We start from the raw sequence: 13,432 nt of genomic DNA, 5'->3' as shown, positions 1-13,432 counted from the left end.
CGTGGCATGACCCCAACACCCCAGACGCGGGAGCAGTGTGCTGCACGTCACTTGGTGGTGGTCGGGCATGGCATGGTCGGCCACCGATTGGTCGAGGCCCTACGTGCCCGTGACGCCGAGGGTGCTTGGCGTATCACCGTTTTGGCCGAGGAAGCCGATGCCGCCTACGACCGCGTCGGACTGACCTCCTACACCGAAACCTGGGACCGCACGCTGTTGGCCTTGCCCGGCAACGACTACGTCGGCGACGAGCGGGTGCAGCTGCTGCTGAACTCGCGCGTCAGCGAAATCGACCGTGCGACAAAGTCGGTGGTGACTGCCGACGGCCAGCGCTACGACTACGACACGCTGGTCCTGGCGACCGGCTCGTACGCCTTTGTCCCGCCGGTGCCCGGTCACGACCTGCCCACATGCCACGTGTACCGAACCCTGGACGACCTCGACAAGATCCGCGCCGCCGCCGAGGCAGCGCGGGCGGCCGGTCACAATTCGGCGGGAGTGGTGATCGGGGGTGGCCTGCTCGGCCTGGAAGCCGCCAACGCGTTGCGGCAGTTCGGATTGCAGACCCACGTCATCGAGATGATGCCCCGACTGATGGCCCAGCAAATCGACGAGGCCGGGGGAGCGCTGCTGGCCAGGATGGTCGCGGAGCTGGGCATCTCGGTGCATGTCGGCACCGGTACCGAATCGATCGAAATCGTCGAAGGCCCCGACGGTTCGGCGTCGACCCGGGTGCGGCTGACCGACGGCGAGGAAATCGACGCCGGCGCGGTGATCTTCGCCGCCGGGATCCGACCACGCGACGAGCTGGCCGCGGCGGCAGGGCTGACCCTCGGTGAGCGCGGCGGCGTTCTCACCGATCTGTCGTGCCGGACAAGCGATCCCGATATCTATGCCATCGGTGAGGTAGCCGCGATCGACGGACGCTGCTACGGCCTGGTCGGACCGGGCTACACCTCGGCCGAGGTGGTGGTGGACCGGCTACTCGGGGGCACCGCGGAGTTCCCCGAGGCGGATCTGTCCACCAAGCTCAAACTGCTCGGCGTGGACGTCGCAAGCTTCGGCGACGCGATGGGCACCACCGAGAACTGCCTCGAGGTCGCGGTCAACGACGCCGTCAATCGGACCTACGCCAAGCTGGTGCTCTCCGACGACGCCAAGACGTTGCTCGGCGGCGTGCTGGTCGGCGACGCGTCCAACTATGGCGTCTTGCGGCCCATGGTCGGCAGCCAGCTGCCCGGCGACCCGCTCGCCCTGATCGCGCCAGAGCAATCCGGCAGCGGTGCCTCGGCTTTGGGCGTCGGGGCGCTCCCGGACTCCGCGCAGATCTGCTCGTGCAACAACGTGACCAAGGGCGATCTCAAATGTGCCATCGCCGACGGCTGTGGCGACGTTCCGTCGCTGAAGTCGTGCACGGCGGCGGGAACCTCGTGCGGATCCTGTGTGCCCCTGCTCAAGCAGCTGTTGGAAGCCGAGGGCGTCGAACAGTCCAAGGCGCTGTGTGAGCACTTCAGCCAGTCGCGCGCGGAACTCTTCGAGATCATCTCCGCCACCGAGATCCGGACGTTCAGCGGCCTGCTGGAGCGGTTCGGTCGCGGAAAGGGTTGCGACATTTGCAAACCCGTGGTCGCCTCGATCCTCGCCTCGACCGGCTCCGACCACATTCTCGACGGCGAGCAGGCCGCACTGCAGGATTCCAACGATCACTTCCTGGCCAACATCCAGAAGAACGGCAGCTACTCTGTGGTGCCGCGAGTGCCCGGCGGCGACATCAAGCCCGAGCACCTGATCCTGATTGGCCAGATCGCGCAGGACTTCGGGCTTTACACGAAGATCACCGGCGGTCAGCGCATCGACATGTTCGGGGCCCGCGTGGACCAGCTGCCGCAAATCTGGAAACGGCTGGTCGACGGCGGCATGGAGTCCGGCCACGCGTACGGCAAGGCGTTGCGCACGGTGAAAAGCTGCGTCGGCACCGATTGGTGCCGCTACGGGCAGCAGGACTCGGTGCAGCTGGCCATCGACCTGGAACTGCGCTACCGGGGCCTGCGCGCACCGCACAAATTGAAAATGGGCGTCTCGGGCTGCGCCCGGGAGTGCGCCGAGGCGCGTAGCAAGGACGTCGGTGTCATCGCGACCGAAAAGGGTTGGAACCTCTACGTCGGCGGCAACGGCGGCATGACGCCCAAGCACGCCCAGTTGCTGGCCAGCGATCTCGACACCGAGACGCTGGTGCGCTACATCGACCGGTTCCTCATGTACTACATCCGCACCGCGGATCGGCTACAGCGCACCGCGCCGTGGGTCGAATCCCTGGACGGCGGCCTCGATCATGTCCGCGAGGTCGTCTGTGCGGACTCCCTGGGTCTGGCCCAGGAATTCGAGGCCGCAATGGAGCGGCATGTGCAGAACTACGAGTGCGAGTGGAAGGGCGTGCTTGAGGATCCCGACAAGCTCTCGCGGTTTGTCTCTTTCGTCAACGCGCCGGACGCAATCGATTCGACCGTGACATTCACCGAGCACGCCGGCCGCAAAATTCCGGTGTCGATCGGGATGCCGCGGGTCCGTTCCTAGAGGCTGGAGGACAAGAGCGATCATGACACTTCTCAACGACGTTCAGGTGTGGACCACCGCGTGCTCCTACGACCACCTCATCCCGGGACGCGGAGTGGGCGTGCTGCTCGATGACGGCTCGCAGGCGGCGCTGTTCCGTTTGGACGACGGATCCCTGCATGCGATCGGAAACATCGACCCGTTCTCCGGTGCGGCCGTGCTTTCCCGCGGCATCGTCGGTGACCGCGCTGGGCGCGCCACCGTGCAATCGCCAATCCTCAAGCAGGCGTTCGCACTCGAGGACGGTTACTGCCTGGACGACCCGCGGGTGTCGGTGCCCGTGTACCAGGTGCGTCTCACCGACGAGCGACAGGTCCAGATCGGGCGTCTGGCCGGCTAGTCGATCTCGCCGACCAGGTACCGCTGCATCGTCGGCCCAATCGCGTCGACGAGCGCATCCACCGACATGGAGTGCAGCGGCTCGGAGCGCACGCCGTAGCGCATGATGCCGAGGCCGACCAACTGCGAAGCGCACAACGACGCACGCACCGCGGCCTTGTCCGCGCCTAGCATTTTCAGCATCGGACCGAAAATCGGCCCAATGAAGGCACTTTGCACGATCTCCGCGGTCTTCGCCATCCCGGTGGAAGCGATAGCGCTGGCCGCAAAGGGACCGCCGCCGGCGGCGTCCCACGTGGTGATCAGCATGTACAAGGTTCGGCGGCCGACCTGGTTGACCCCACCGGTGATGATGCGATCGATGAATTCCGGTGTGCCGAACGGCAACCGCAGCATCTTCGCTACCGGATCAAGGAGCCCACGCGATGGCTCTTCGCGACGGGGCATGTTGCCAGGATCACCCGTGAGCGATCAAAGATCAAGCTTTACCCGTGTCGGCGCGCCCAGCCGGTAGTGGCGCATCGGGTGCCGGGCCGCCACCGGCACCGCTCGGCGGAACCGGTTCGCGATGAGCCCAGACAGCCGGGGATGCGTCCCCAACGGCCGGCTGACCACGTCGGCACCGGAGTCCTCGAGCCGCTCCTGGAACAGGCCGTCGGCAAGCAGGTAAGAGGCGATCACGACGCGGCGTGCGCCCTCGGCCCGGGCCATCACCACGGCCTGGTGGATATCCGGCTCGCCGGTGGCCGCGAAGCCCAGCGTCACCCGCGATCCAGTCAGCGCGGAGAGCAGCGTGGCGGTGGTGTGCAGGTCGCTGTAGGCGATTGGATCCGATGTACCCGCGGCCCCGATGATCACCGAATCTCCTGGACGCCAACCGGATTGAACTAATTGATCTGCGACAATACGAGCGATCTCGCCGCCTGGCCCCAGCGCCGCGGTGACGACGACATCCGGATGTCCGCTGGCCACGACGTGATTGGGCACGTCGGTGCGCACGTGGTAACCGCGGGATAGGAACGCCGGGACCACGATGGCTCGCTGGCCGCCGGCGGCGGAAAGTACCTCACTGGGGGTGGGCCCCAGGACGTCGACGAAGGCGACGCGCACCGTTTTGCCCAGTAGACCGCTCACCCGCGCGGCCAGATCGCCGATCATCGCAACGCCACCCGGCCGACGGGTCCCGTGCGCGGCGAGGATCAGGCTCACGACACACCTGCCTGCTCATCGATTGCCAGCCGGTAGCCGCGCTTGACGACCGTCGCGACAATGTTCTTGTCGCCCAACGCTGTTCGCAGGCGCAATACCGCGGTGTCCACCGCGTGCGGATCGTTGCTGTTGCCCGGCAGCACCCGTAACAGGTCGCCGCGGGCAACGACGTCACCGGGGCGCTGGGCCAGCGCGCGCAGCACCGCCATCCCCGATCCGGACAGCGATTGCACCGACCCGTCGACGAGGACGCAGTTGCCGCGGATCTCGACCACGTGACCGGCGGCCCGCACGGTCGATGATCCCAACAGCGGAAGCTTCTGGGCGATGTGACGGGCCAAGGCACCCAACCGCATTCGTTCCGGCGCCGAGGTCGGAATTCCCTTGCGGTGCAGTGGCTGCGCCGTCACCGGGCCGACGCACATCGCGTGCACCTCGGTGCGTAGCGCCTCGATCACCTGGCCCTCGATGTTCAAGTCGCGGCTGCGTTCCAGGACCGCCGCCGCGGCGGGCGCCGAGGTAAAGCTGACCGCATCGAATTGCCGGCGGGCGATGCCGGCCACCAGTTGATCGAAGTTGCCGCCCATCGGGGTGGACTTCCACCGATACACCCGGATGGGCACCACGTCGGCACCCGCGGCGCGCAGCCCGCCGATGAATTCCGGGAATGGATCCCACGCATCGGCAGCGCCGTGCAGCTGGACCGCGATCCGCTTGCCGGACACGCCGGACTCGAGAAGGTACCGGAGCAGCTCTTGGGAGGATTCAGATTTGGGCGACCACTCCTCGTGCAGGCCGGCGGCACGCAGAGCGCCGGTCGCCTTCGGACCCCGCGCCAGCACGCGCGCCTTGGACAACGAGGTGATCAGTTGGTTGGCTAGTCCCCAGCCCTCAGCGGCGGCCACCCAGCCGCGGAAGCCGATGCCGGTGTGGGCCACCAAAATATCGGGAGGATTCTCGATGACGGCTTCGGTAGTGCTTTGTAACTCTTCATCTTCGGGCAACGCGATCATATTGATCGCGGCGGCGCTGGAGACTTCGGCGCCTTGCCGGCTCAACAACGCACACAGCTCTTCCGACCGGCGCGAAGACGTCACCGCTACCCGGTAACCGGTGAGCGGTGCCGAGTCGGGCCGGTCCATACGACCTGTGTAGGCTCGCGACGTTTCGGCGGTGTTACCCGGCGATTGCTGACGCATTGCTCGCGTTGCGGTGGTCATCACACTCGCGCCGGTTCGGCGTCGAGGACCGGGTTTTTCGTGCTCGGCGCCCCCGCTGGGCGGCGCACATACACCGCCCAGGTCAGCGTCGCGGCCACAATGTAGGAGGCCAGAAACAACCAGTAGGCCGACGTTTCGGTCCCGCTATGCAGGTAGGACTGGCGCAGCGCCAGGTTGATGGCGACGCCCCCGAGCGCCCCGACCGCCGAGCAGATCCCGATCAGCGATCCGGATTTCGCCCGCGACCAGCGTCGGCGTTCGGCCTCACTGACATCCAGGGAACGGCTGCGCGCCTCGAAGACAGAGGGAATCAATTTGAACACCGATCCATTGCCCATGCCGGACAAGACGAATAGCGCCAGGAAGCCGGCGACGGAGCCGACCAGGGCGATGGATGTGGTGCCGCCGTGGCGATCGTCGATCATGCTGAGGCCCACCAGCAGCCCGGCCGCCGCAATCATGCCGGAGAGGACGCCTAGGGTCACTCTGCTGCCACCGCGGCGGTCCGCCAGCCGGCCACCGTAAATCCGCGACAGCGAACCGAACAGCGGTCCGACGAAGGCGATTTCGGCCGCGTGCAGCGACGCGACGGCAGCGCTTTGGCCGTTGGCCTGAAAGTTCACCTGCAACACCTGGCCGAAGGCGAACGAGAACCCGATCCAGGAGCCGAAGGTGCAGATGTAGAGCAGCGAAATCAACCAGGTGTCGCGTTCGAACAAAATCGAGCGCATGTGGTTGAGCTCGATGCCGTGCTCGAGGTTATCCATGAACAGCGCCGCGGCGATACCGACGACGGCCAGCAAGACCAGGTAGCCGGCGCATACCCAGTAGGGGGCTTGGTGTCCCGCGGTGGCCAGGGCCAGCAAGCCGACCAATTGGATTCCCGCGACGCCAAGGTTTCCGATGCCGGCGTTCAAAGCCAGCGCGGTGCCCTTGAGTCGCTGCGGGTAGAAGGCGTTGACATTGGCCAGCGACGCGGCGTAGTTGCCGCCGCCGAGCCCGGTGAGGGCGGCGCATGCCAGATACGGCCACAACGGTAGCCCGGGGTTGGCCAACAACGCGATGGTGCCCACCGTCGGGATCAGTAACACGAACGCGGAGAACATGGTCCAGTTGCGGCCACCGAATCTTGCGATGCCCAGGGTGTAGAAGATTCGGGCGCAGCCGCCGACCAGGGTTGCGACGGCGCCCAACAGTAGCTTGTCGCTGGCGTCGAAGCCGTACACCGACACCGGCATGAACAGCGCCATCACTGACCACAGGGTCCAGATCGAGAAGGCGACATGATCACACGCGATGGTGCACAGCAGATTGCGGCGGGCGATCTTGTTGTTGCCGGCTTCCCAGGCGACGGAATCCTCGGGATTCCAGTCCGTGATCCGGTGCTTACGGCCCATGCGATCTGTACCTTTCGTGGACGGAGCGGTCGAATCGTCTGCGCGTCAAACAGCTCCACCCAGCACGGGAAGAGCTGCGGTGAGTCTGACTCTGAATGCCTCTGAATCCCGTTGTGGCCGCCCTGAATTGAAAGGCCTGCCGCATGTTCTTCCGATGCTCACATTCCGAGCCGAACTCCGTCAACTCATTTCCGCCTATTTCCCCTGTAAGTTGAATCCTAGTTAACTGGCAAAAACCTGAGCAGCATTTGCTGCCGGAAAGCCACAGCTCAGACCGGGTGCGACAGACGTTAGGGGCAGCCCAAGACGAAGTAGTGAGCGACTGCACACTGGGGCCGTGAAAATCAAAGTGAGGTGCAATACATTTCGCGTCAGAAGAGGCCTTCGTCGTTGAAGTCATCGAATGTCATCGAATTGATATCCCACGTTGTGCTATACGTGAGCCAACGCTGCGGCCTCGGTCGGTGTGACCACCTCGACCGGGCGGCGGATGTACACCGCCCACGTCAGGACCGCGGCCGCGACGTAGCACAACATGAAGGCCCAGAACGCCGACGTCGCGGCGCCGCTGTGCAGATACGACTGGCGCAGCGCCAGGTTGACGCCCACCCCGCCCAGGGCGCCGATCGCGCCGGCCACGCCGATCAGCGCGCCGGACATGGAACGTGACCACTGCCGACGCTGTGCCTCGCCGATCTGCAGCGAGTGGCTGCGCGCCTCGAAGATCGACGGGATCATCTTGTACACCGAGCCGTTGCCGATGCCGGACAAGATGAACAGTGCCACAAATCCGATTACGTATCCGACCATTGTCGCCGGTGGTGTCCTTCCGGACCCGTGGCCGCCGAAAGTGCTTGCGGCGATGAGTATTCCAGCGGCGAGGATCATCGAGCAGAAGACGGCAAGTGTGACCCGGCCACCGCCGATCCGGTCGGCCAGCCTACCGCCGTACACGCGCGACAGTGACCCCAACAGCGGGCCCAGAAAGGCGATCTGCGCGGCGTGCAGCGACGCCTGCGCCGTGTTCTCGCCGCCGGCGATGAAGTTCATCTGCAGCACTTGACCGAACGCGAACGAGAAGCCGATGAATGAGCCGAAGGTACCGATGTAAAGCAGCGCGATCACCCAACTGTGCCGCTCGCGCAGCACCGCCCGCATGGTGTCCATCTCGATCCGGTATTGCGGCAGGTTGTCCATGTACAGTGCCGCGCCAACGCCCGCAATCGCCAGCAGCACAAGATAAATCGCGCACACCCAGTATGGCTGGCGGGCGCCCGCGGCCGCGATCACCAGCAGTCCGACCAATTGGATCAGCGGCACACCGAGGTTGCCGCCGCCGGCGTTGACTGCCAGCGCCCAGCCCTTCAGCCGCTGCGGGTAGAACGCGTTGATGTTCGTCATCGACGACGCAAAATTGCCGCCGCCCAAGCCGGCCAGCGCGGCGCAGATCAGATACGGCCACAGCGGCAGACCGGGATGGGCCAGCAGTCCGATGGTGCCGACGGTCGGGATCAGCAGCACCAGCGCCGAGAACACTGTCCAGTTGCGGCCGCCGAATTTCGCGGTGGCAAAGGTGTACGGGAAGCGCAGGCAGGCACCGACGAATGTTGCGATGGCGCCCAGCAAGAACTTGTCGCTGGCGGAGAAGCCGTACACCGACGCCGGCATGAACAAGACCATCACCGACCAGATCGACCAGATCGAGAAACCGATGTGTTCGGCGAACACCGACCAGATCAGGTTGCGGCGGGCAATCTTGTTGTTGCCGGCTTCCCAGGCCGCGGTGTCTTCGGGGTCCCAGTCCGAAAGGACATGCGAACGGCCCAGCGAGATTTTCATGGGACTCCAATCGTCATCGCTCTTGCGATCACGGTAGGAATCCTTTGTTGCCCGGGCGCTGCCCGCAGTGACCCGGGCGTGAATTTCCGCTCACCCGCCCCGCGGTAGCTATGTGAGGGCGCTCAACCGATGTGTCGCACACCACAAGAGCGTGACCGGCTGCGTCGGCGACTCACCGCGTACTCGACGGTGATGTGACGAATCACCGTGCAAATACGGGTATTTCGATCATACCCGGGCTACCAGACGTCGCCCGCACGCCAATCGCACATCAACTCCGCGGACGTGTCCAGACTCGCGGTGATCGGAAGGACGAACAGCGTTTGGTCGTCGTCCGGGGTGCGCACCCGACCGGTCGGGGTCAGCACCGAGGTGGGACCCTGCCACGGCAACCAGCCGCGCGCCGCGTAGAGGTCGCGGGCCGGCACCGACGAACTCAAGGCGCCCAACTGATAGGCGCCGCGCATCACCTGCTCGACCCCGTCCAGCAGGGCGTGCGCCAGTCCCCGACCGCGGTGGTCCTCACGCACCGCGACCCCTTCGACGTAGCCGCAGCGCAGCGCGGTGCCCTGGTAGAACAGTCGACGTTGCACCACTGAGGCGTGTCCGATGATCGCGCCGTGATCCCAGATCAGGGCGTGCATCCCGCCGAGGGTGTGTTCCCAGTCCTGGTCGCTGAAATCGCCTGCGAACGCATCGGTGACCATCCGGTGGATGCGTTCCCGAGTGTCGTTGTCAAGATCGGCGGTATGGACCAGGCGGGCGGTGTGTACCTGGGTGTGCACACCCCATGTCTACCGTCTTATCGCCGCGCCCGCATCAGGAGAGTGCCGCGCCCGCGTGAGCATGGGCTCCGAACGGGCTGCGCGGCCGCGCCCAGTGCAGCCGCACGTGCTGGCCCGCGCGCACCTGGGCGACCTTGTCGACGTCCTCGTCGATTACCACGCCGATGACGGGGTAGCCGCCCGTGATCGGGTGATCTGGGCCCAGGATTACCGGTAATCCGTTGGGCGGCACCTGGATTGCACCTCGGGTGGTGCCTTCGCTGGGCAGCTGCCGATCCGGGGCACGGTATTGCAGAGGGCGGCCCACCAACCGCATCCCGACCCGGTCACTGCGGTCGGATGCCGTCCAGACAGTGTGCACCAGGACGTCGGGATCGACGAACCAGTCGTCGCGTGGTCCCGGCACGACCAGCAGCTCTACGGTCTCGCCGGTGATGGCCGCCACGGGCGCCTGATCGAGCTCGGGGTACTGGTCGGTGTGCGCGCCGACCGGTACCTGGTCACCGGGTGAGAGCGGCGCGGGGCCGATCGCTGCCATCACGTCGTAGCTTCGCGAGCCGAGCACCGGTTCTACGCAGAAACCGCCGCGCACCGCCAGATAGGTTCGCAAACCCGCGCTCGGAGTGCCCAGCGAAATCACGTCGCCGTCTCGGACGTGGTGAATGCTGTTGGTGCCGAACTTGATTCCGTTGACGGACGGGTCGGTATCGGCGCCAGTCACCGCGATGTCGAGGTCGCCGCCGCGTACCCGGGCGGCGAAACCGCCGAACGTCACTTCGATGGTGGCGCGGTCGTCGGGATTGGCGACCAGCCGGTTGGCCAGCTTGTGCGCGCGGCGGTCGGCGGCGCCGGACCGGCCGACGCCGAGGTGGGCCTGGCCCACCCGGCCCAGGTCCTGGACGACGGCGAGCGGTCCAGTGCGCAGGATTTCCAGAGTGGTCATGTTTCCTCCGCTACGCGGCCCGGAATTGAACCCACATGCCGCGCGTCAGCAATGCGGGATTGGGGCGCTGCAGATCCCACAGCACCACGTCGGTGTGGCCGATGAGACGCCAGCCGCCGGGGGATCGGCGGGGATATATCGCGCCGAACTCGCCGGCCAATGCCACCGATCCGGCGGGCACCGAGGTCCGCGGCTCCGAGCGACGCGGTACGTGCAGCCGCGGGTCACCATCGACCAGATAGGCGAAACCCGGTGCGAAGCCAGTGAATCCGACCCGCCACAACGTTGCCGTGTGGGCATTGATGACCTGTGCGGTCGTCAGCCCGGTAAGGGCGGCGACCTCGGCGAGATCCGGGCCGTCATAGACGACGTCGATGACGATGTCGGCGGAGCGTGCGCCGGCAGGCGGCGAGTCCGGGGCGACCCGGAGTTTGCGGAGCCGGTGGCGGACGACGCCCTGATGGCGCGGGCCGTCGAGTTTCACCAGCACCGTGCGGGCGGCGGGGACGATGTCGAGGACCCCGGGCAGCGCCGCCGCACGCAGTGTGTCCACCCATGCCAATACCTCAGCGGTGCTGTCACATTGGACCAGCAGCGCTTGGTCGCCGTAGTCGAGAACGACATGGCCGTCGAGTTCGGCCGGCGGCTCGGTGGGGAGATCCGTCACGCTCATTACTCGACGGTAACTTCGGTATCGGGGCAGGCGAAAGGGGTCCGGCCGGGATTTTCGAGCACTGCCAGAGGTGCCTTACCGAACGCTCAAAGAGCGGTCCCTAACCGAGGATTCTGCTGATCTGTGGCGGCAGTTGATCGGCGACGACCGGGTAGCTCAGCACCGAGGCGAACGCGATCGCACCGGCCTGATCCTTGGTGGTGAAGACGTGCCGGTTCTGCGCGGTCGCCTGCGATCCCGCTATCTCGGGGTCGGCGAGCAGCGCCTTCTGCTGGTCCGGATTCTCGGTCGTCCAGATGAGCACGTCGGCGGAGTCGAGCACCGCTTTGGTCTGATCACGCGGGATGACCGCGCGGTGACCGGTGACGAAGGGCTTGATGCTGTCGGCGATCACCAACCCCATCTGGTTCAGGAAGTCGGTCGGCCAGCCGGCCGCGGTTGCCACCACCGAGCCCTGAAACAGGCTGCCCTGCAACAACAATGCTTTCTTTGTTTGCCATTGCGGGTGGTTCTGGGCGACGGCGGCGAATTGCTTGTCGACGGCGGCGATGAGCGTTTTCATCTGCTCGGCCTGAAACACTGCGGTGCCGATCGCGATGGCCTGGTCTTTCCACGGCTCGAAGAACGCGTCCCCGCCGGACTGGGCGATCGTGGGAGCAATCTCGGACAGCTTCTGGTAGGTGTCGGCGTCCACTCCGGCGTTGATCGCCACGATCAGGTCAGGCTTGAGGCTTGCGATCTGGTCGACGGGAATTCCGTTGTCGAGGTTCAACATCACCGGTTGCGCCCCGGCGAGTTTGGGTTGGGCCCAGGGCCACACACCGAACGGTTGGTCGCCGAACCAGTTGGTCACCGCAATCGGCACGACGCCGACCGCGAGCAAGTCGTCTTGCTCGGTAAAGCCCGCGCTGACCACCCGCTTGGGCGGTGATTTGATGACGGTCTTGCCGAACAGATGGGTGATCGTCACGCCTTCGGCACTGGGGGAGTTCGACGTCTGGCGGGGCGACGAACACCCCGATAGGGGACCCGCCACCCCGGCTGCTGCGGCGGCAGCGGCCAGCTGCAGCAACCCCCGGCGATTCCATCCCTGTCGCATCGCGTGAGAGTATCGCGTCAGCGACGCTGACCTGCAGCGCCGTGCTGATCTACTGCTCAGTCCGACCGCTAACCCCGCTGAGGTTTCTGCCACGGGCTGTAGTCGGCGATCAGCTCCTCCTGTGCGGGGCGCTGGTCGATCGGCACGTGCTGCAGGTTGATCCGGATCCGGTACCAGATGGAGCTCGGCCCGCGCATCCCGTCGACCAGCACGTCGGCCGGCTGTAACCGCTCGGCCGCGGCGGGATGGCGGGCCCGCCAGGCGTCCAGCGCGGCCATCGCCTCGTCTTTGGTCTTGGTCCGGGCAATCTCGATCAGCGGTTTCGACGACTGACGCCGGCCGTCGGGGCGTTTCCCCGAGCGCCGCGGCGCCTTCTCCGGTGGGCCCAGCTCCTCGGCCAGCATCAGCAGGCGATCCAGCTCCCCGGCGGCGGCGTCCATTCCCGCCCACGGGTCGCCGACAGCGGCGAACCGGTCCGGCACGGTGGCGATTGTGAACGCCTCCGGCCTGCAGTCGGCGACTTCGTCCCAATACAGTGGCGTCGAGACCCGGGCGTCGGGAGTGGCCCGCACCGAGTAGGCCGATGCGACCGTGCGGTCCTTGGCGTTCTGATTGAAGTCGACGAACACGCCCTCGCGTTCCTCTTTCCACCAGCGGCTGGTTGCTGCGTCGGGCGCACGCCGCTCGACCTCGCGCGCCACGGTCTGGGCGGCCAGCCGGACCTGACGGAACTCCCAGCGCGGGACGATCCGGGCGTAGATGTGGAAGCCCCGGGAGCCGGACGTCTTCGGCCAGGCCACCAGGCCGTAGTCCTCGAGCACCTCGCGGGCCACCTGGGCGACCTCGACGATTCGTTGCCATTCGACGCCGGGCATCGGGTCCAAATCCACCCGCAGTTCGTCGGGGTGTTCGAGGTCGTCGGCGAGCACCGGATGCGGATTGAGGTCAATGCATCCCAAGTTGATCGCCCAGGCGAGCCCGGCGGCATCGTGGATGACGGCCTCCGCGGCCGAGGTGCCGCGGGCGTAGTGGAGTTCGGCAACGTCGACCCAGTCCGGACGGTTTGCCGGCGCCCGCTTCTGGAACACCGCCTCGGCGGTGATGCCCTTGACGAAGCGCTTCAAGATCATGGGCCGGCCCGCTACTCCGCGCAACGCCCCTTCGGCGACGGCGAGGTAGTAGTGCACCAGGTCCAGCTTGGTGTACGGCCTGGTCTCGCCACGAGCTGCGAACACCACCCGGTCCGGGTGAGTGATCGTGACATCGTGCCCGGCAACCTCCAATGCCACCGGACCGGTCATGGGATCCATCGTAA

The 13,432-nt window shown here is 66.2% G+C and carries 12 protein-coding genes; 2 read left to right on the top strand and 10 right to left on the bottom strand.

Translation table 11 applies throughout. The features are described 5' to 3' along the window. Nucleotides 1-6: 6 nt before the first annotated feature. Together nirB and nirD are read left to right on the top strand one after the other, a co-directional pair. Complete coding sequence (gene nirB, locus G6N33_RS09975) at nt 7-2,574, top strand: nitrite reductase large subunit NirB (RefSeq protein ID WP_081662156.1); 2,568 nt, start codon at nt 7-9, stop codon at nt 2,572-2,574. 22 nt (nt 2,575-2,596) lie between these two features. After that, on the top strand, nt 2,597-2,953 hold the full coding sequence (nirD, locus tag G6N33_RS09970) for a nitrite reductase small subunit NirD (protein ID WP_044509476.1): 357 nt from the start codon (nt 2,597-2,599) through the stop codon (nt 2,951-2,953). Here nirD and G6N33_RS09965 read toward each other — a convergent pair. The 10 genes from G6N33_RS09965 to G6N33_RS09920 all read right to left on the bottom strand — a co-directional run bounded on the left by G6N33_RS09965 (nt 2,950) and on the right by G6N33_RS09920 (nt 13,427). Then, complete coding sequence (locus G6N33_RS09965) at nt 2,950-3,399, bottom strand: TetR/AcrR family transcriptional regulator (RefSeq protein WP_044509477.1); 450 nt, start codon at nt 3,397-3,399, stop codon at nt 2,950-2,952. The genes nirD and G6N33_RS09965 overlap by 4 nt on opposite strands. A gap of 24 nt (nt 3,400-3,423) precedes the next feature. After that, nucleotides 3,424-4,161 (bottom strand): sirohydrochlorin chelatase, encoded by a 738-nt coding sequence (locus tag G6N33_RS09960; RefSeq protein ID WP_044509478.1) that lies wholly within the window; start codon nt 4,159-4,161, stop codon nt 3,424-3,426. Next, nucleotides 4,158-5,303, bottom strand: coding sequence for a uroporphyrinogen-III synthase (locus G6N33_RS09955; protein WP_044509479.1), 1,146 nt, complete (start codon nt 5,301-5,303; stop codon nt 4,158-4,160). Before G6N33_RS09955 ends, G6N33_RS09960 begins: the two co-directional genes overlap by 4 nt. Before the next feature lie 77 nt (nt 5,304-5,380). Then, nucleotides 5,381-6,778 (bottom strand): nitrate/nitrite transporter, encoded by a 1,398-nt coding sequence (locus G6N33_RS09950; protein WP_044509480.1) that lies wholly within the window; start codon nt 6,776-6,778, stop codon nt 5,381-5,383. Nucleotides 6,779-7,210: 432 nt separating this feature from the next. Beyond that, on the bottom strand, nt 7,211-8,605 hold the full coding sequence (locus G6N33_RS09945) for a nitrate/nitrite transporter (RefSeq protein ID WP_101528458.1): 1,395 nt from the start codon (nt 8,603-8,605) through the stop codon (nt 7,211-7,213). Between the two features lie 251 nt (nt 8,606-8,856). Further along, the gene (locus G6N33_RS09940) at nt 8,857-9,402 is read right to left on the bottom strand and encodes a GNAT family N-acetyltransferase (protein WP_044509482.1); all 546 of its coding nucleotides are present in this window, start codon (nt 9,400-9,402) and stop codon (nt 8,857-8,859) included. 34 nt (nt 9,403-9,436) lie between these two features. Further along, entirely contained in the window at nt 9,437-10,345 is a 909-nt protein-coding gene (locus tag G6N33_RS09935; protein ID WP_044509483.1) for a 5-oxoprolinase/urea amidolyase family protein, read from the bottom strand. Between the two features lie 10 nt (nt 10,346-10,355). Next, entirely contained in the window at nt 10,356-11,018 is a 663-nt protein-coding gene (locus tag G6N33_RS09930; RefSeq protein WP_044509484.1) for a 5-oxoprolinase subunit B family protein, read from the bottom strand. A gap of 100 nt (nt 11,019-11,118) precedes the next feature. After that, nucleotides 11,119-12,117, bottom strand: coding sequence for an ABC transporter substrate-binding protein (locus G6N33_RS09925; protein WP_101528449.1), 999 nt, complete (start codon nt 12,115-12,117; stop codon nt 11,119-11,121). Nucleotides 12,118-12,185: 68 nt separating this feature from the next. Beyond that, complete coding sequence (locus G6N33_RS09920) at nt 12,186-13,427, bottom strand: DNA polymerase domain-containing protein (RefSeq protein WP_101528448.1); 1,242 nt, start codon at nt 13,425-13,427, stop codon at nt 12,186-12,188. Between the last annotated feature and the right edge of the window lie 5 nt (nt 13,428-13,432).

The sequence above is a fragment of the Mycobacterium simiae genome (genome assembly GCF_010727605.1).
In the GTDB taxonomy this organism is placed as follows: domain Bacteria; phylum Actinomycetota; class Actinomycetes; order Mycobacteriales; family Mycobacteriaceae; genus Mycobacterium; species Mycobacterium simiae.
This window is presented reverse-complemented; position numbering and strand designations above follow the sequence as displayed.